The sequence below is a fragment of the Candidatus Chloroploca mongolica genome (assembly GCF_004762035.2).
Lineage (GTDB): Bacteria > Chloroflexota > Chloroflexia > Chloroflexales > Chloroflexaceae > Chloroploca > Chloroploca mongolica.
Window position 1 is genome coordinate 3764 of the sequence record NZ_SIJK02000027.1, and the last position, 18669, is coordinate 22432.

Consider the following 18669-nt stretch of genomic DNA (forward strand, 5'->3'; position numbering starts at 1 on the left):
GAGGAGGCGTCGCCACGGCACCGCCGACGGAGGAGGCGTCGCCACGGCACCGCCGTGGTTCTACTGATGCGTATTCTGCTGCCAACAGATGTGTTTCCGCCCGATGGCCGTGGGGGAGCTGCCTGGAGTAGCCACGCCCTGGCGCGTGCGTTGCTAGCCAGGGGTCATCAGGTGACAGCACTGGTGCCTGTGCGTGGTCGGCGAGGTGTGGTTCACGCTGATGCACTTGGGGTGCCTGCCGTGCGCATCGGGTATACTGCCCCTTCGCTTCCTGTTGTTCAGAACTATTTCCGGCACGAGCGCTTCTGGCCCGTGCTGGCTAAAGCTATTGTCGCCGAGGCACGCCGTGGGCCGCTACCACAGGTGTTGCATGCCCAGCATGTGCAGACTGCTCCCGGTGCCGTGCTGGCGGGCAAACAATTGGGGGTTCCAGTCGTGGTCACGGTGCGCGACCACTGGCCCTGGCACTATTTTGCCACTGGTCTCCACGGTGATCAGGTCCCCTATGGTCGCCCCGGCTGGCCTGGGCTGGCCACCGAGCTGCCCGCACGCCTTGGGCCATTGCGTGGGATTCTGGCCCTGGCGGGGCTTCCCTATATGCTGGCGCATCAGCGACGACGGGCACAGTATCTCGCCCGTGCCGATGCCGTTATCGCGGTGAGTACCTATATTGCCGAACGCCTGGCCGGGATAGTACAACCTGAACGCTTGCATGTCTTGCCCAATATGCTTGATATGGCGGCAAATGAAACGATTGCAGCTGCCCCGCCAGAAACGAGGTGGGAAGGTGGACTGCTGCTCTTTGTGGGTAAGCTCGAAGCCAACAAAGGGGCAGGGTTGCTTCCGGCGATCTTTCGTGAACTGCGCGCACCTGGCATGCCCAACGTACCACCTTTCACGCTCGTTATCGCAGGTGATGGGGCACTGCGTGACCGTCTGACGACTGAACTAGGTACACTGGGCCTCCAGATGCAGATGCTCAACTGGGCCAGCCATGATGAAGTGTTGCGTCTGATGAAACAGAGTACGCTGTTGCTCTTTCCGTCGACCTGGGGCGAACCGCTCAGTCGGGTCTTGTTGGAAGCCTCGGGGATGGGCACGCCGATTCTGGCGATGCCAACTGGTGGTACGCAAGATATCATTCATCACGGCATCACGGGGGCAATCGCCGCGACACCACGTCTCTTTGCCCAGCGTATGGCCGAACTTTTGCTTGACCCCGTTGCACGGAACAGGCTCGGCGAGGGTGCGCGTGCTTTTGCGCACACCCATTTTGCGTACGAGGCGGTGTTACCGCGCTACGAACGACTCTACCAGGCGTTGTAGGTATCGTTTTTTCGACGAACGAAGCAGCGGGTTTTTAAGCAAGTGATGGTAGGACAAAGGGCAAGAAGACTTGAAAAATACCGCCGATACGTAAGAGATTTTCAGCCAGAAGCGAACCCTCGATGGCGTTTGACCAGGTCGGCAGGGGGAAGGCAACCATCGCGACAATGATGATGGCAGCAGCTAGGATCGCCTGGATGAGGCCGAGAACGCCACCAAGCAAGTGATCAAGCCAGCCAAGAAAGAGCAGGCCAACAAACATGCGGAGAACCGAGGCAAGTAGACTTGCCAGGCTACTCACGAGGAGCAGAACACCAACAAAGCCGAGCACACCTGCAACGAGCGGATCGGCGATAAATGAGGTGAGCCAATCGGCAACCTCGGGGCCGTAGCGCCCGGCCATCGCAATGCCAACGACGAGACCGACAAGCGAGAGAACCTGCCTGATCAAGCCCCAATAGATTCCAAGCAGAACAAAAACACCACTTCCAAGCAGAATTGCATAATCAAGCGTATTCATAGGTGTATCCAGTGATCATCTATGCCTTATATCAATGACGATTGAAGATACCCCTTTCCTGCGCCACGATCCTGCGCTGCGCTCGGGGTGACAATCCGATATGGGCCACGGTAACATGGTCTTAGATTGTACTAAACGCCAACTGCGCTAGCATTTGGCACAAGCTAAGACACAATGCTAGGGAACCAGAGGCTTCAAAGGGTTTCGCAATGGCAACATGCGCTCAAAGGGTTGCACCTGTTCAGGCACGGGCGTTCCCGTGCGGTTCACCGCTGCGTGGGTACGTGCCAACCCATGCGCCTTGCGGAGAACGGGAGCGCTCCGTCAAACCTGCCAGGTGGACGGCCTCCTGCGGGTAGCGGAGGATCCCTGCGACCCCTGGGATTCCTGGGTGCCCGCATGCGCGGGCATGACAGCGGGGGGCCGCCGTTTGGGGGCCCCCTTTGATGGAGGTGACGCCATCCTTGGATGCGTGCGTATCCGTCACGACGACCGGAGGGCCGAAACACCGCCCCATGGCCGTGCATGCACGTCCGTAGGGGCGGTGCTTCGGCCTTACGAGGGGCATGACGCCAGCGTGGGGCATGACGCCAGCGTGGGGCATGACGCCAGCGTGGAGCATGACGCCAGCGTGGGGCGCCGCAGCACCAGGGCAGGGGAGGGCGATAGCGGTCGCGGTGCGCCGCGCAGCCTGGACAAACGTCTTGACCCACCGAACGCGCTTGCTGGCGCCGCTGTATCGCATCAGCAAGCGGTGTCGCAAAAACGCTCTACCTGAGAGGGGCCGTGGGTGCCCGCGTGCGTGGGCATGACAGCGGTGCGCCCCGCCATCTGGTGACACTCGTTGACAGATGGCGGGATCCTCCACGGAACGGCCTGGACATCCCCGGGTGCCCTAGGTGCCCGCGTGCGTGGGTATGACAGCGGTGGGCCGCCGTTTGGTGGGCGGGTGCAGAGGCATTGCGGCAAGACCATGTTAGGGCCGGATGACACGGGAGAGCATGAGGGCAAGGTCGCTGGCACGGCGAGCGCGTAGCCCGAGGCGGTGCCAGGGCTTGAGCAAGTGCAGATCGGCGATATGGTCGAGGTGCAGTTGAAAGATAGTGCGGAGCAAGCGATGCCCTGGTTGTGCTGCCGGGGGCACGTGTTGCTGAGCCCAGGCATACAGGCGATCGAGGCTTGCCTGGGCTTCATGCACCGTTTCGTAGAGGGTCGCAGGGGCAGCTTTGCGGGCCGCGAGCACATAGAGTTGGTGACGGAGACGAAAAAACTGGAGTAACTCGGCCGCCAGTTGCCATTCGGCGGCTTCGGCAGCGAGATCAGGGTCAGACACTGATGCGAGGCTGGCCCAGGCTTGCTGGCCTTGTTGCAGCTGGCTTGCGATGGCAAGCATTGCTTCAAGGCGTTGCTCGGCGGTGCGCTGCGGCTCGGTGAGCATATCAAGGACATCCATCGGCGGTGCATTGACGGGATCACGCGATGGGATGAGGTTCAGGCGCATCGCATGGTCGCTTGCGGGGTCGCGGGCAAGCACTGGTTGCCAGGCAGCTTCGAGAGCGTCATAGGCCTCAACAAGATGGGTCGCCAACGCGGGCGACGTGGTACGCGCTAGGGCGTAGGTTTCACGGAGGGCGAGGGGATCGCTATCGGGGGCCCAGGCGAGCCGGGCAAAGAGGTAGGCGTTGAGAGGCGTCCAGGCAAAGGGACGATCACCAGTGAGCAGGGCATGCACCGAACTCACCCCGTTGGCACGGTAGGCTTGCAGGTCAGCGGCAATGATCCTGGTAAGCGGGGGCGGGCTTGCTTTAAAAAGAAGACCATCGAGATAATATTCAAAGACAGCCTGGTGCGCAAAGAGCGGACGATTGCCAGTCAGGTGTGCGGTGACAATCTGGTTGACCGGGGCATCAATAGCAGCGGCATAGCTACGCAAGCGCGGCGCGGTGAGCAACTGGATGGCGGGATGGGGCGAGGCAGATGTCGGGGGAGCCTCGGTATCGTGATAAGCCAGATAGCTAACCATGGCCTGGGGTTGGTGCGTACGAACTGCTTCGGCCACAGCATTCGTCGCGATCAGGGCCTGATCAGAGGGCGTGAGCCGGGCACAGGCCGGACAGTGGCACCACCCCCCGTCACGCAGATCATCAGGCCAGAGATGGTAGATCTCGGCTTCGGGATACGCGCGGGCGAAAGCCGCGGCGGACTGTTGCACATAGGCAAGCGCCTGGGGGCTAGAGACGCAGAAATTGTAGTCGGGGGTACGACGGGTGCCATCGTAGCGAAAGAGCTCGGGGGCCTTGCGAAAGAAACGGCGGGGCAAAAGATCGCGCAAGTGATGGCCGCCAATTTCGAGGCGCAGCGCACGATCATGGATCAACGGCAACAGTTGGCGACGGCAGGCACGCCAGGTCGCAAGGCGGCAGGCTCCAAAAGCCGGTTCGTGGATCGTAGTATGGATAAAGAGCGTGTTGAGGCGATTCCGGACAGCCCAGATGATCCATGCTTCGGCCTGAGCCAGGAAGAGATCGTGCCCAATGATCAGGCTCCGGTGGGCAAAAGCGGGGCGATCAGCAACAGCGAGACCGGGGAGGCAAACGGTAGAGTGAGCGGGAACGTGGGTACCGTCCGGATCAGGCGTCAGCCAGCGACAACCGAGGGCCTCGAGGAGATCGTAGACCGCGTAGAGCAAGCCGCGAGGACCATCGCCACGCAGGCGAAGGCCGTGGGCATCGGTGGTACGGACAAAAGCATCGCCCGAGGGGCCATGATCGAGCAAAATACGCGAGCCATGGGGGGCAGATGTGACCGGCAACGCGGGGGCACCAAGCTGCACAAGGAAGGTCTGCAATTCTGTTGCCGCGAGACGGGCCGTACGATGGTCACTGGTCAATTGAAGTGACCAACTAGCATCGAGGCAGAGATCGAGCATAATTTCTTCCTAGCGAGCAAGCGAGCGCCAGCGGCACCTCAGCGGCGACTGAGCAGCACACCCGCCACAATCAAGATAGCACCAAAGCCCTGGAGATAGGTTGGGGTTTCGCCGAGGACAGGCCAAGCGACGAGGGTTGCGACGAGAGGGATGGCGCAGCCATAGATGGCGGTTCGATTACTGCCTGCAACGCGGACACTATTATTCCAGAGCACATAGGCGACCACGATACCGAGCACCATTGAATAGGCGAGGCCAGCCCAGACATTGAGACTAACAGTTGACCAATTGGTGCGTAGCATATCAGGAAGGGCGGCCAGGACCAAACCGGGCAGACCGGCAACCATTGTCCAGGTTGTAATTGCCAGGGGCGACAGGCTTCCACCAAGGGTACGTACCCCGAGGGTATAGATCGTCCAGGCGATCGCACAGCCAATCAAGAGCAGATCGCCAACGATGCTCTCGCTACGAAATTGGAGGCCTTGCGCAACAAGGATAAGAGCGACACCACTGATCGCCAGCAAGATCCCAATGACCCCGATACGGCGCACGCGCTCGATGCCAAGCAGCGCACCAAAACCAGCGACGAGGGCGGGGGTCGTCGCAATAATCAGCGACGCATTCGCGGCAGTCGTCAACTTGAGGCCATAGGTGAACGCGACCTGATAGATCGTATTGCCGGCAATACCGACCCAGGTAAGTTTCCAGAGCAGCCCTCTGGGGAGAGACTGGGGGCCTTCGCGGAAGCGCAGAATGAGCCAGAGCAGGATGGCGGCACCAGAAAAGCGCAGGGCCGCAAAAGGGAGCGGAGGGATCTCTTGCAAGACAATTTTCACAACGGTAAAGTTAATGCCCCAGATCAAGACCACCAGCAGCATGGTGAGATCGGTGATGGGGAGACCAAGGCGAGTAACGGGTTGTTCAACCCTGGTGGAGACTGCCATAGAGATCCTGGTATGCGTAGACATTGATCACAAGATTGTTATTATACAACTGATTGCAACGTAGGCAACAACAGCCAGCTAAGCTGGCTGTTGTTGCCTACGTTGCAATCAATCTGTGTCTTGGGGTAGTCTACAAGGAGCGACGTTGACCGTTATGTGCGCTGCGGTGAGGTGCATAGGCGAGTTCCTGCTCGTCACGCTCGTCTAATGACATGCGATCGGTAGTAGGTGTCTGGCTCTCGAGGGTTTCATAGGCTTCCCAGAGCTCAAGAACCAGGCTATCGGGTAGCTTCCAGCCTCGCCGCAGGTGGCTAAGAATACGCTCGCGCTGACTGGCGGTAAGCATGGCGATGTACCTCCTCGTGTTCGTCGCAGTAACAGGCGACTGGCACGTTATACTTGCATAGTAAAAGCGACCTTGTTTGACGCAGTGCGCTATTTTGTCTCTACAGGAATAGTGTAGCGCCAGGAGTTACAAGGAGTTATCAGAAGTTACCAGAAATTACCAGGAGTTACATTTCACACAGCAGGACGTGAGGTTTACCAGCAATTGCTGGCAAACCTCACGTCCTGCGCTGTGAAAGCTGAGATGGTGTTGATATCAGAGGGTTTACCGGCGGATAACAAAGGGAAGGTAGACGCGGTTGGAGAGTTCGGCGAGATTGGAAGTAGCAACAGGAAGGAGGGTAAGGGGCGTATTCGTGGCACGCGATCCCATTGCACCGGTGAAGAGCACGCGTGTTGTAAGTTTGAAGGTGAGTTAGCTTGAGGCGTGATTATCCTGCATGTTTTCGCGGAGGCGGTAGGTTGCACTGGTGCCGCCTGGCCCATACATGATGCCGCGCAGCGTGCGCTCACTAGTCGGCTTCTTGCTCAGCCGACTGAAGTCGGCACTCCCTGATTTCATTCTTGCAAACCATTAGCTTCGGGGCTGAACTTGCACCGAGAGACATGTACCGGTATCATGGCCGGCATGATGCGCATTGGAATTTTTGGGGGCGGGCAACTCGCCCGCATGCTGACACAAGCAGCGATTACGCTGGGGCTCGAGACGGTCATTTTTGAGCGATTCGCAGACAGCCCGGCCGGGCGCCTTACACGGCGTGAGGTTGTGGGAGCGTGGGATGATCCCGAGGTACTGGCCCACTTTGCCGAGCAGTGCGATCTAGTAACGCTAGAAAACGAATTTGTTGACGCGAGGATTCTTGCCACGCTGGAAGACCGGGGCGTCCCGGTTTTTCCCACCGCAGCGACTGTTGCCGTGGTGCAAGACAAGCTGACGCAGAAAGAGCGGATCGCGGCAGCGGGGCTGAGTGTGCCTGCTTTTCAGGGAGTCACATGGCCTGACGAGGTGTTGCAAGCTGGCAAAATCCTGGGCTGGCCAATGGTCTTGAAGGCGCGGCGGAATGGCTATGATGGTTATGGCAACGCAACCCTGCGCAACGCCGAAGATATCGGGCCAGCGTGGGAACGTCTGAGCAAGGGAGGGAGCGCCTTGCTCGTTGAAGCGTGGGTACCATTTGTGCGGGAACTTGCCGTCATGGTTGTGCGTGGGCGTACGGGTGAAACAAAGGCGTACCCGGTTGTCGAGACGGTGCAACGTGATCATATCTGCCATGTGGTGCGCGTGCCTGCACCGCTTAGTCTAGCCGAAGCGAATAGAGCGACGGAACTGGCCGTGAATGCGGTACGTGCAGTTGATGGAATAGGCATTTTTGGTATCGAACTCTTTGCGTTGCCTGATGGTCAGATGCAATACAATGAAATGGCACCACGACCACACAATTCGGGGCATTATACGATCGAGGCATGTGTTTGTTCACAGTTTGAGAATCATGTACGTGCGGTCCTTGGGTGGCCGCTGGGCGATGTGCGTCTCCGTGAGCCAGCGGCAGTGATGATCAACCTGCTTGGGCAACGTAATGGGACCGTTGAACCTGAAGCACTGGAAGCGGCGCTGGCGATCCCGGGGGCGCATGTACACCTGTATGGCAAACGTGAAGCACGGATCGGGCGAAAGATGGGCCACGTCACGGCATATGGAGCAACGATGGCTGAAGCCGAAGCCCGTGCACGACAGGCCGCAGATCTGGTGGCAATCTAATGACAAACCTGGTTGGCATTGTAATGGGAAGCGATAGCGACCTGCCAACGATGCAGGCCGCCATTGACATCTGTGCCGAATTTGGAATAGCCACCGAAGTGCGCATCCTTTCGGCCCACCGAACACCGCGGGACATGATTGAGTATGGCGTGACCGCCCACGAGCGAGGCTTGCGGGTAATTATTGCGGGTGCAGGCGGGGCAGCTCATCTACCAGGCATGCTTGCAGCCTGCACGGCCCTACCTGTGATTGGTGTACCGGTGCAAACGAAAGCACTCAGCGGGCTCGACTCGCTGCTCTCGATTGTGCAAATGCCAGCCGGTGTACCGGTAGCGACGGTCGCCATTGGTGGCGGACAGAATGCAGGCTTGCTGGCCGTACAAATACTTGCAACAAGCGATCCAGTTTTGATGACACGGATGAGTACCTACAAAGAAGCGCTCGCCGCAACTTCCCGTGCAAAGAATGAGCGTCTGGAGCAAGGGTAGGGTTCACTCTTTCTAAAGAAGGGCTTATGCATAACTTACTTGTGACCGGAGGGGCAGGCTTTATCGGGTCGAATTTTGTTCACTATATGCTAGAAAAGTATAGTGACTATCGGATCATTGTTTTTGATAAACTTACGTATGCCGGACGGCTGGAAAACCTGGCACGCGCCGAAGCGTTCGGCCCACGGTACGCTTTTGTTCAGGGCGATATTTGCGATATGGCAGCGGTGCGTCAGGTGGTGCAGCAGTATGCAATCGACACGATCATCAATTTTGCGGCTGAGACCCATGTTGATCGCTCGATCATGACCCCGGATGCCGTCATTGCCACAAATGTGAATGGGACGTGGGTACTCCTGGAAGTAGCGCGTGAGCAGCAACTTGAGCGGTTTCACCAAATCAGTACCGACGAAGTCTACGGGGCCATCCCGGTACCACAACGGTCGAAAGAGGGTGATCCGCTCGAACCACGGAGTCCCTATTCGGCGAGCAAGGCCGGGGCCGAGCATCTGGTGTATGCGTATTTTGTAACGTACGGCTTGCCGGTCACGACGACCCGAGGCTCGAACAACATTGGCCCGTTCCACTACCCCGAGAAGGCAGTGCCACTCTTTACGACCAATGCGCTTGACAACCTCCCGGTGCCGATTTATGGCGACGGCCTGCAGGTACGCGACTATCAATATGTGTTTGATCATTGCGAAGGCATTGATCTGGTGCTGCACAAAGGTGAACTGGGCGAATTTTACAATGTTGGCACCGAAGTCGAGACGGCGAACATCGCGATGGCCCACAAGATCCTCGATCTGCTGGGCAAACCACATAGCCTCATTACCTACGTAACCGACCGGGCAGGCCATGATCGGCGTTACGCGCTCGATTGCAGCAAACTGCGTGCCCTGGGCTGGCAATCGCGCCATACGTTTGATCAGGCCCTTGAATTGACCGTACGCTGGTATGTTGACAACGAAGCCTGGTGGCGACCAATCAAATCAGGGGAATACCTAGAATACTATCGGAAGCAGTACGATGAGCGCCAGGGCTAGAGTTATGTTTGCCTACCCCTGCCAGCAATGCTGGCAGGGGTAGGCAAACTGTAAGGGCATCGAGAGTTTAACCAGTTTGTCATTGACTTTCTTTTGTATCAACTGCTATACTGATCGCGTCGCACCCCCTCAATCTGCTTCTGGCTCCTACGAAGGGTGACATCCACTTCGCTTCCTGATGCGGCAAAAGGCATTTCCAGCTTCTAGCCTCAGTGAGGAGGTGGCATGAGCAACATTGCTGTGCAGCTCTTTGGCCGTTTGCATGTGCGTTACGACAATATTGAAGTAACGGGCCTGGATGTGCGCAAGGTACAGGAATTGCTCTGTTACCTGCTGATCCATCGCCGACGGCCCCATGCACGCGAAGGGTTAGCGAGTATCCTCTGGAGCAACACGAGCACCGCGCAATCGCGGGCGAATCTGCGACGCACGCTCTGGCAATTGCAACATCTGCCAGCCGAGCCCATCGCTGCCGAGCTTTTGGCGATCGAGGCTGACTGGATTCAGATCAAACCGCATCTTCCGCTGTGGCTGGATGTTGCTGAGATCGAGACAGTCTTTGAGCAGACGAAGGGGCAGCCTGGGGAGCAGTTGAGTCATGCGCATGCAAGCGCTGCCGCGCAGGCCGTGGATCTCTATCGGGGGGATCTCTTTGACGGCTGTTACCAGGATTGGTGTTTGGTCGAGCGTGAGCGGTTGCAACAGATGTATCTAGCGCTGCTCGATAAACTGATGGCTTACTGTGAATACCACGGTGAATACGAGCGGGGGCTGGCCTATGGCGCAGCTTTTCAGCAGTACGACAACGTGAATGAGCAGTGCTATCGGCGAATGATGCGCCTGTACTGGCGTGCCGGTGATCGAAGCGGCGCGTTGCGACAGTACGAGCGTTGCGCCACGATGCTTGCGGAAGAGTTCGAGACGACCCCAGGCCCCCTGATGCAGGCTCTGGTTGAGCGTCTGAAAACCAACCAACCCATTGATGCGTTAGCACGCGCAACCGATCACGCCCATGCTGGAGAGGAAATCAGCCTCAGTGAACTCGCGCTGCACTTACGGCAACTCCAGGTGTCAGTGGATCGTCATGGACAGGCGGTGAGTCATGCGTTGCGCATGGTTGAGCAGGCCTTGCGGCGCGGGGGATCGTCGTAAGCCTCACACACTCCCCAAAAAGATGCCAAGCCAGGCAAAACCGAACCCGAGGATGGGTTGGCCGCAGAGGTTGAAGATAGCGCTGCGCTGGTTGCCCTGGCGCCAGAGTTGAACCGTCTCGAAGATAAAAGACGAAAAGGTGGTATAGGTGGCACAGAAGCCGACGCCAGCAAGAGCTTGAAGAGAACGGATCGGCCAGTCGGGATGGGTGGCAATGAGCCCGGCAAGGATACCGAGCAACAGGCTCCCGCTAAGGTTGACAACAAAGGTGCCCACAGGAAAAGTACTACCATAGCGGGCTTGCATCGCACGTACCAGATGGTAGCGGCTCAATGCACCAACAATCGCCCCCAGGCCAAGCAACAGGTAGCTCATGGCCGCCCCCGCGCACTCACGAGGCGATGGAGGAGACGGGCGAGGACGATCCCCACCAACGCGGCCACGACACCCCCGACAAGCGAGCCAAATTGATAGGCTGCGGCAGTGGGCAGCGCCCCCGCCTGGATCAGCCGTACCAACTCGACGCTGACCGAAGAGAAGGTGGTCAGACCACCAAGAAACCCGACGGTCACCAACACTTGGATCTGGCGGCGCACGCTGATCAATTCGAGAAAAAGCGTCTGGGCCGCACCGATGAAGAAACAGCCGATCACGTTGACGAGCAGGGTTCCGAGAGGCAACCCGGCAGGATGCAAGGGCGCAAGCAGACTGGTAAGCGTAAAACGGGTGCTGGCCCCAAGCACCGCACCGAGCGCAATGGCAAGTTCAGTGGACGGCAAGAGCATTCCTGCCGAACGAGGCCAGTTAAAAAAGGGTTTCATGCGCGCATCACTACTCGGCTTCGTGCTGGCCTTGCTCAAGCGCCCGCAGCACATCGGCGCGCCCGATGATGCCAACGACGTGGCCTTGCTGGTCAATCACTGGTAGACGCTTGATCTTGTAGCTAATCATCAACTGGATGGCCTCGGTGGTTAGCGTATCGGTGGTCACGGTAATCACCGGACTCGTCATCACATCGGCGGCCGTTCGGCCTTTGAGATCGAGTTCAAGCCCTTCGGGGCGATTGCCGCCACTCAACAGCGTCGCCAGGCGTTGCAGCGCACTACCCGGGACAGGTCGCGTTGCGCGACGCAGAACATCCCCATCGGTGATGATGCCAATAACCTGTTTGTTATAGTTTACGACCACAATACGGCGCTTGCGCGTAGCGAGCAACTGGTCAAGCGTTTCGGCAAGTGAGGTTATCTCGCGCACCACAGGAATCGGGGCAATTGAAAGGCTCCCTACGGTTGAAAGCTCGCCATTAGAGCGGCGCAACTGCTGTTCGGGGCGCTGACGGAGTCCTTCGGTGACCGTCTTGAGCAGATCATAACGACTGACCATGCCAACAAGTTTGCCCGCCGCATTTACCACCGGAATGCGCTTCATATTATGTTTCGCCATCACCTCAGCGGCATGCGCGAGCGAGGTCGTCATGGTGAGAATGACCGGGTCGAGCGTCATCACATCGGCGGCGCGTTGGGGCTGTTGAGCAAGAGCAGCAACCTGAGCGGCACGTTCATCAAGGGGAAAGAGCTTCTGGAGACGCAAGGGCAGCGTCGTACCACCGCGGGTCAGCAGATCGCCATCGGTAATGATCCCGATCACACGCTGATCATCGTCGACAACCGGCAAGGCGCGCAAGGCGCGATCAATCAAGAGGCTCACGATCTCACTGACCGGCGCATCGGGGCCAACCCGGGCAACATCACGACTCATCACATCAGCAACGGTGAGGTGACGCGGAAAGGGACCACCCTCGCGATAGCTATGCTGGATCACCTGGATCGGGCTAACCGCGATCATCCCTTCAGTCACCAGTTCGCGGAGGGTTGGCAGCACCAACTCAACGCGATCGGTTCGATCAATAAAAGTAATAATCACAGGAAGTTGGCCGGGCGCATCCACAATAAGATCGCTGCGCATCATGCCATTGACCCCGTATCCACCAATGCCACGAAGCACCGTTGCCCCCGGGCATCCCGCCGCACGGAGGGCATCAAGAACCCACTGCGTCAGTGACTGCCCATGCCGACTATCGCCCTCGCCGATATAGATCCAGACCTGCTGCGTTGTCGCGGTATCCATATGTGACTCCACCTTGATCGCCAGGCGTTCGTCGCTCGCCTGAACCTGCCGTATAGTTGCCAGGATACCATAGATTTGGGGGGTTGAAGCACACGGCAAGAGTATTGTACAATCGAACCTATCTATATCTATGCAAAGGCAGATATGAACGATCAACAACCAGTCTTACGCGACGAGTTTGACATTCACCCAACCGCTTTTATCTTTCCCAACACCTTCCTTGCCGGAACCATCACCATTGGTGCTGAGAGTAGTGTCTGGCCGATGAGTGTGCTTCGCGCAGATACGGTGCCGATCACCATCGGGGCTTACTCGAATGTCCAGGATGGCTGTATCATTCACGGCGACCCGGGCTTTCCAGCCATCATTGGTAATTGGGTCACCCTCGGGCATGGCGCGATTGTTCATGGCGCAGAGATCGAGGACGAAGTCTTGATTGGCATCGGGGCCGTGGTGTTGAATGGGGCGCGCATCGGGCGCGGCTCGATGATCGGGGCACGGGCACTTGTGACTGAGGGCATGGAGGTTCCGCCCGGCTCGCTGGTGCTCGGTATTCCAGGGCGCATCCGCCCCCTCAGCCACGAACAGGCGGCGCGCATCCGTACACCTGCTGAGCACTATGTGGCACGCAAAGAGTTGTATCGGCGTCGGATGACGTGAGGCCGCGAGGCGCACAAATTTTCGTCTCACCTAAAAACGCACATGATCAAGCATATCCAGCAACTGGAAGAACGATTAGCGGCAGTACGCGACCGTTGCGAACGGATTGACCTGCTCAACAAACTGGCCTGGGTGCTACGCATTGTCGATACCAAGCGTGGCGCACGGATTGCGCAGGAGGCGTATGATCTGGCGCGGGCTGAAGAGTATACGAAAGGCCTTGCCGACGGGCTGATCTCGCTCTGCGAATACAACTTCACCGATTATGTGCTTGCCCTCACTCAAGCCCTCGAAGCCCTAGCGATCTTTGAAGAGCTAGGAGACATCGCAGGGCAGGCACGTGCCTGCTACACCCTCTGCTGGGCCCATTGGAGTCTCGATAATTTTGCTGAAGCCGTGGAAATAGGTCAGCGGGGCCTCGAACTAGCATGTTCCGCTGAGGATCATCGGCTCACAGCGGATCTTTGGAATAATCTCGGGCTTGCTTATAAACGTTCAGGCAACTATGAAGCGGGGTATGCAGCGTACCACCAGACCCTGAGCCTGTGTCGGGCACACGGTGATGAACTGACCGAAGCGAAAGTGCTGACCAATATCGCGCTGGCGTATGTGACGCAAAGCGAATATGAAAAAGCGCTCGCATATGCAGAGGCAAGCGCACACCTCAACATTGACATTGCTATCATCAACGGATACACCTTGCTCGCCCTTGGTCAGGCTTACTGTGGGCTCCAACAACGAGCAGCTGCGATTGCATGCCTCGAACAAGCGATGGAGATCGGGCAGAACCACGATATTGCGCAGTTATCACTGGTGGCGCTGCATACGCGCAGCCAGATTTGCGTTGAACATCAGGAATTTGATCAAGCGATCATCCTGTTGCAGCAAGGGTTGGCCTTCGCAGAACAGTCTGGCAGCTATCTGTATGGGGCACGCTGTCACGAGACGTTATCGCAGGTGTATGAAGAACGGGGCGAACTTGCCCAGGCGTTGCAGCACTATAAAGCGTTTCACCGCATCCGCGAAACGCTTTTCAATGATACGAATAGTAGCCGTGTCCAGAGCCTGGAGATCTACCATCGCACCGAGATGGCACGCCGCGAGGCTGAGATTTATCAGTTACGGAATATCGAACTGGAACGAGAAATTGCTCAGCGCAAAAAAACCGAGGAACTGCTCGCGCACCAAGCAAGAACCGATGGCTTGACAGGCATTGCCAATCGTCGCCACTTTCTCGGTGTCGCCAGGTATGAAATCGGACATGCCCAGAGCCAGGGCAACGCGCTCGCCCTGGCCTTGATGGATCTGGATCATTTCAAGCAGATCAATGATCAGTACGGGCATGCCGTAGGCGACCAGGCCCTGATCGCTTTTACACAGACGGTGCAGAAGAATGCGCGGACAATGGATCTCTTTGCACGTCTCGGGGGCGACGAATTCGCGTTGCTCTTTCCAACGACCACAGGCGAACAGGCTTATCAGGTGCTCCAACGCATTGTGCAGGAACTGGACACAAACCCGATCACGTCAGGCAGCGCCCAGATATGGATCACGCTCAGTGGCGGCATTGCGGGTGTGATTGCGCCTGAAGAGACCGTTGAGTCGTTAATGAGCCGTGCCGATGACGCGTTATATCGAGCCAAAGAAGCAGGGCGAAGGCAAATCCAGCTTGCCTGATTATGGTGCAACAACTTCGGTACGACCAGTCACCGAGGTCGGGTTGGTCAGCGCACGCAAGATCGGGCAGAGCTCGGCAATATCACGTTCGAGCATCGCCACCTCTTCGGGGGAGAGTGAGCCGGTGACCCGTAGCAGATAAGCCAGATCAGTCGGGGCCACCGGGACATTGTCGGTCACTGCAAGCGTACCCCGGTAGTCGAGTTGGCCGGTGACCTCGATCTCAAGCTGTTCGAGATGCAGCCCACGGTCAGCAGCGATCACCAGGGCCGAATGGGCCAGGCAACTTGCGAGTGCGCCGAGGAGCAATTCGGGGGCGGTTGGCCCAAGCCCGTGGCCACCAAGTATCGCACCGGCGTCGGTCATGACGATGTGTTCGCGCATCTGGATCGGGCGGGCACCCGTGCCTGCGGCGACCTTGACTGTGGCCCGCAGGGGGGCCGGGGCCGCGTCGGGACTGCGCAGTTGTTCGCGATAGGCTTCGACCAGATCACGTTTACGTTCAAGATACTCGGGCAAGTTCCACGTCGGAGGCATGCTACGTCTTCCTTTCTTGGGCAAGGTCTCAGGCTGCTTTACAGTTCAGAGGCGTGCATCGCTTCCTGATGCGCTCGGCCTCTTTCCTCTTTTCTATCGTCGAAAGCCTTGTTTTACGCTCTACTGGCCAAGGCGAAGCGAGGGCACAACATCGAGATCCCAGCCACTCTGGATGCCGGCGTGAAAACGGTAAAAGGCAGCAGCGGCGACCATGGCAGCATTGTCGGTACACAGGGCGACTGAGGGGACAAAGACCGGCACACTGGCGCGCCGGGACAACTCTTCGCGCAGGCGCACATTGGCAGCAACGCCTCCAGCGACCAGAATGGCCGTGGCGTTATACCGGGTGGCCGCTTCAACGGTCTTGGTCGTAAGCACATCAACGACCGACTCCTGGAAGGCGTAGGCCATCTGGCCGACAAAACGGGGGTCAAGTGACGTCTTTGGTGAGGGCGTAGCTGCGGTCGAACTCTCGGCAGGCTCGCGTGGCCGTTCCAGCGAGCGCTTACCGCGCAAGATCTGCGGTTGTGGACGACTGGTTGGTGTAGAGGGCGACTGCTGGTCAGGTGAAGAGGCCGACTTTTCGGATGATGGGCGAGGCAACTGGGCGTCGCGCTCGCGCCGTTCCTGCACACGATGAAGCACGGCTGTTTTCAAGCCGCTAAAGGAGAAGTCAAAACTATCGCGCAACCAGGCACGCGGCAGCGTCAGCGCCGAGGTTCCGCCCTGGGCGGCATGCTGAATGGCCGGACCACCAGGGTAGCCCAGGTCGAGCATCCGGGCCACTTTATCAAACGCCTCACCGGCGGCATCGTCACGGGTCTGCCCCAGAAGTTCATAATCGCCGTGATCACGCAACAAAGCGAGCAACGTATGCCCACCACTGACGACCAGGGCGACGAGCGGAAATTCAGGTGCGGGCACGTCGGTGCGTGGATCTTCAAGCAACCAATTCGCATAGATATGGGCTTCGAGATGATTGACGCCGACAAACGGCAGGCCGCGGTGCCAGGCCATCGCCTTGGCCGCATTGAGCCCGGTCAGCAGCGCCCCACTGAGCCCGGGGCCATAGGTCGCAGCAACGGCATCGATGCCTTCCCAGCCACCGGGGACAACCTCGAGGGCCCGTTCGACCACAGGCATCAAGCTCAGGATATGTTGACGCGAGGCAACCTCGGGCACAACGCCACCGAAACGCTGATGCATCGCCATTTGCGAGGCAACCACATTCGAGAGCATGCGGCGCCCGCCCTGAACAACGGAAGCCGCAGTCTCATCACACGATGTTTCAAGCGCCAGGATGGTCTTTGGTTCAACTAGCATTAGATCGGCAACTCGCTGCTACAGGCACCACACCGCAGAGATACGGGGGGCCAGCGGGTAAGGCTCAGGCCTCGACCGGGGGAAGAGGCGGCACATGATTCACCATACGCACAATGACCCCGGCAGCATAGGCATCAAGACTCGTCAGGCTGCCCGTATCAATCCGCCAGTGCCAATGACTTCCGGGGGCAAGGCCAAAGCATTCACAGAGCACAAGTTGAATCGGCGTCGCATGGGTCACGACAAGAATCCGTCCACCGGGATGATCGTGGAGCAGCGCACGCCACGCGGCAGCGACGCGTGCATAGACCTCAGCGAGACTCTCGCCGCCTTCAGCGCGACCATTGATTCCGGCGCTCCAGCGAGCGCGAGCTTCGTCGGGAAACTGTTGCAGCACCTCGCGATAGGTCAAGCCTTCCCAGCGACCATGGTGCAACTCGGCCCAATTTTGATCGAGGCGCACCGTCACACCACGCCGCCCGGCGAGGATCGCCTGGGCAGTCCGCTGCGTCCGTTCGGCAGGGCTCACCAGGGCGACATCAAACGGAATGCGGCGCAGGCGCAAGGCAACAGCACGACTCTGGCGGTGCCCATAGGCAGTGAGCGGGCTATTGCTCCAGCTCTGATAACGGCGCTCGAGATTGAATTGCGTCTGACTGTGACGCACAAACCAGATGCTCGTTCGCAATAATCTTCCTCCGGTCACACTTCATACCCAGCCTAGACCTGTTGAGCCAGCACATCGGCGAGCACAAGAATCGCGCGCTGATATTCTTCCAGGTCAAGATGTTCATCGGGGGTATGGTCAAGGCGTGAGTCGCCAGGACCATACGCCACAATTGGACAACGCCAGGCTGGACCAACAACATTCATATCGGCGGTACCGGTCTTGTGCAAGAAACCGGGCTGACCGCCATGCTGACGGATCGCCCGCACAAACGCCCCGGCGAGCGGGGTCGTCCGCGGGCTACGAAAAGCGGGGCATCCACCTTCAAAACGCAGGCGAGCCGAGCCAGCGAGCGACGCGACATGGCTGGCAAGTGCATCAGGGTCAACCCCTTCAGGCAAGCGCAACCCGATCGTCGCCTCACACCAATCACTCATGCCATCACCGCCACTGGCGACGTGGCGCAACGAAGGAAGTAACTGCTCAAAGAGGCGATCGCGCCCGACATTAACCGTAGCGCAGTAGGCTTCCAGTTCACGCCAGAAAGCAACCATCACCTGGGGGGCCGCAGGTTGCTCGCCGGCGCTATGGGCCGCATCTTGTTCGAGGTGATAGTGAACAAGCAAGCGCCCCTTATAGCCAAGGGTCACCCGATCCCAGCCACTCGGCTCGCCGATAATGCAACTCGTGGGAGCATACTGTTCGCGGGCATAATGAGCCCCACGAGAACTGGCGGACTCTTCTTCAGTCGCGCCGATCAAGACCAGGCGACAACGCAAGCGTCCGGTCAACTCGAGGTGGCGTGCAGCCTGGACAAAGGTTGCAAAAGGGCCTTTCGCATCAACGGCACCGCGCCCATAGAGGCAGCCATCCTGAATGCGCACAGGGATCATCCCGGGCACCGTATCAATATGCCCAAGCAACACCACGAGCGGGCCGGTTGTCCCGAGTTGACCAACGGCATTGCCGGCGGCATCAACAAACGCATACCAGCCAAACTCACGCATCCGGGCCGTCAAGAACGCGGCGGCTTCACCCTCTTGCCCCGAGAGCGACGGAATCCGCAGCAAGGTTTCAAGAAACTCAACAGCATTCATCTGCATACGACGTCTCGCCTATCGGCACAATCTCTCTGTGGCTTGCATTATACCGCAGGTAGGGGAGAGATA

The 18669-nt window shown here is 58.5% G+C and carries 19 protein-coding genes; 7 read left to right on the plus strand and 12 right to left on the minus strand.

Annotated features, from left to right (window positions below):
• Window positions 1-1326: glycosyltransferase family 4 protein (locus EYB53_RS14925; RefSeq protein WP_254151088.1), on the plus strand; the 1326-nt coding region annotated here is incomplete at its 5' end.
• A gap of 34 nt (window positions 1327-1360) precedes the next feature.
• Here the strand turns inward: EYB53_RS14925 and EYB53_RS14930 are convergent.
• The 5 genes from EYB53_RS14930 to EYB53_RS14950 form a co-directional block, all read right to left on the minus strand.
• A complete protein-coding gene (locus EYB53_RS14930) occupies window positions 1361-1846 on the minus strand; it encodes a CvpA family protein (protein ID WP_135479237.1) in 486 nt (161 codons plus the stop codon).
• Window positions 1847-2822: 976 nt separating this feature from the next.
• Entirely contained in the window at window positions 2823-4775 is a 1953-nt protein-coding gene (locus tag EYB53_RS14935) for a DUF4838 domain-containing protein (protein ID WP_135479238.1), read from the minus strand.
• A 38-nt stretch (window positions 4776-4813) separates the two neighbouring features.
• A complete protein-coding gene (locus tag EYB53_RS14940) occupies window positions 4814-5719 on the minus strand; it encodes a DMT family transporter (RefSeq protein ID WP_135479239.1) in 906 nt (301 codons plus the stop codon).
• A 130-nt stretch (window positions 5720-5849) separates the two neighbouring features.
• Window positions 5850-6065, minus strand: a complete 216-nt coding sequence (locus tag EYB53_RS14945) for a hypothetical protein (RefSeq protein WP_135479240.1) — start codon at window positions 6063-6065, stop codon at window positions 5850-5852.
• A 414-nt stretch (window positions 6066-6479) separates the two neighbouring features.
• Window positions 6480-6626, minus strand: a complete 147-nt coding sequence (locus EYB53_RS14950; protein WP_167857420.1) for a hypothetical protein — start codon at window positions 6624-6626, stop codon at window positions 6480-6482.
• Window positions 6627-6692: 66 nt separating this feature from the next.
• Between EYB53_RS14950 and EYB53_RS14955 the strand changes: the two genes are divergently transcribed.
• The 4 genes from EYB53_RS14955 to EYB53_RS14970 all read left to right on the plus strand — a co-directional run bounded on the left by EYB53_RS14955 (window position 6693) and on the right by EYB53_RS14970 (window position 10509).
• Window positions 6693-7823 (plus strand): 5-(carboxyamino)imidazole ribonucleotide synthase, encoded by a 1131-nt coding sequence (locus tag EYB53_RS14955; RefSeq protein ID WP_254151089.1) that lies wholly within the window; start codon window positions 6693-6695, stop codon window positions 7821-7823.
• Window positions 7823-8311, plus strand: a complete 489-nt coding sequence (gene purE, locus EYB53_RS14960; protein WP_135479241.1) for a 5-(carboxyamino)imidazole ribonucleotide mutase — start codon at window positions 7823-7825, stop codon at window positions 8309-8311. Before EYB53_RS14955 ends, purE begins: the two co-directional genes overlap by 1 nt.
• Before the next feature lie 26 nt (window positions 8312-8337).
• Entirely contained in the window at window positions 8338-9357 is a 1020-nt protein-coding gene (gene rfbB, locus EYB53_RS14965) for a dTDP-glucose 4,6-dehydratase (protein WP_135479242.1), read from the plus strand.
• 225 nt (window positions 9358-9582) lie between these two features.
• Entirely contained in the window at window positions 9583-10509 is a 927-nt protein-coding gene (locus tag EYB53_RS14970) for an AfsR/SARP family transcriptional regulator (RefSeq protein ID WP_135479243.1), read from the plus strand.
• 3 nt (window positions 10510-10512) lie between these two features.
• Here EYB53_RS14970 and crcB (EYB53_RS14975) read toward each other — a convergent pair whose 3' ends face one another.
• The 3 genes from crcB (EYB53_RS14975) to EYB53_RS14985 are packed head-to-tail and all read right to left on the minus strand — an operon-like array spanning window position 10513 to window position 12636.
• Window positions 10513-10884 carry a fluoride efflux transporter CrcB gene (gene crcB / locus EYB53_RS14975; protein WP_135479244.1) on the minus strand — a complete coding sequence of 124 codons (372 nt, stop codon included), beginning with the start codon at window positions 10882-10884 and terminating at the stop codon, window positions 10513-10515.
• A complete protein-coding gene (gene crcB, locus EYB53_RS14980; RefSeq protein WP_167857421.1) occupies window positions 10881-11330 on the minus strand; it encodes a fluoride efflux transporter CrcB in 450 nt (149 codons plus the stop codon). The genes crcB (EYB53_RS14975) and crcB (EYB53_RS14980) overlap by 4 nt, the downstream gene beginning before the upstream one ends.
• 10 nt (window positions 11331-11340) lie before the next feature.
• A complete protein-coding gene (locus tag EYB53_RS14985; protein WP_135479246.1) occupies window positions 11341-12636 on the minus strand; it encodes a DUF190 domain-containing protein in 1296 nt (431 codons plus the stop codon).
• Between the two features lie 144 nt (window positions 12637-12780).
• Here EYB53_RS14985 and EYB53_RS14990 point away from each other — a divergent pair, with 144 nt between their 5' ends.
• Together EYB53_RS14990 and EYB53_RS14995 are read left to right on the plus strand one after the other, a co-directional pair.
• Window positions 12781-13296, plus strand: coding sequence for a gamma carbonic anhydrase family protein (locus tag EYB53_RS14990; protein ID WP_135479247.1), 516 nt, complete (start codon window positions 12781-12783; stop codon window positions 13294-13296).
• 42 nt (window positions 13297-13338) lie between these two features.
• A complete protein-coding gene (locus tag EYB53_RS14995; protein WP_135479248.1) occupies window positions 13339-14973 on the plus strand; it encodes a tetratricopeptide repeat-containing diguanylate cyclase in 1635 nt (544 codons plus the stop codon).
• Here EYB53_RS14995 and EYB53_RS15000 read toward each other — a convergent pair whose 3' ends face one another.
• The 4 genes from EYB53_RS15000 to EYB53_RS15015 all read right to left on the minus strand — a co-directional run bounded on the left by EYB53_RS15000 (window position 14974) and on the right by EYB53_RS15015 (window position 18603).
• Window positions 14974-15510 (minus strand): OsmC family protein, encoded by a 537-nt coding sequence (locus EYB53_RS15000; protein WP_135479249.1) that lies wholly within the window; start codon window positions 15508-15510, stop codon window positions 14974-14976.
• Window positions 15511-15630: 120 nt separating this feature from the next.
• Window positions 15631-16833: a tRNA (adenosine(37)-N6)-threonylcarbamoyltransferase complex transferase subunit TsaD gene (gene tsaD, locus EYB53_RS15005; RefSeq protein ID WP_135479250.1), complete on the minus strand. Its 1203-nt coding sequence runs from the start codon at window positions 16831-16833 to the stop codon at window positions 15631-15633.
• A 64-nt stretch (window positions 16834-16897) separates the two neighbouring features.
• A complete protein-coding gene (locus EYB53_RS15010; RefSeq protein WP_135479251.1) occupies window positions 16898-17521 on the minus strand; it encodes a histidine phosphatase family protein in 624 nt (207 codons plus the stop codon).
• Window positions 17522-17553: 32 nt separating this feature from the next.
• The gene (locus EYB53_RS15015) at window positions 17554-18603 is read right to left on the minus strand and encodes a [LysW]-lysine hydrolase (RefSeq protein ID WP_135479252.1); all 1050 of its coding nucleotides are present in this window, start codon (window positions 18601-18603) and stop codon (window positions 17554-17556) included.
• Window positions 18604-18669: the final 66 nt, after the last annotated feature.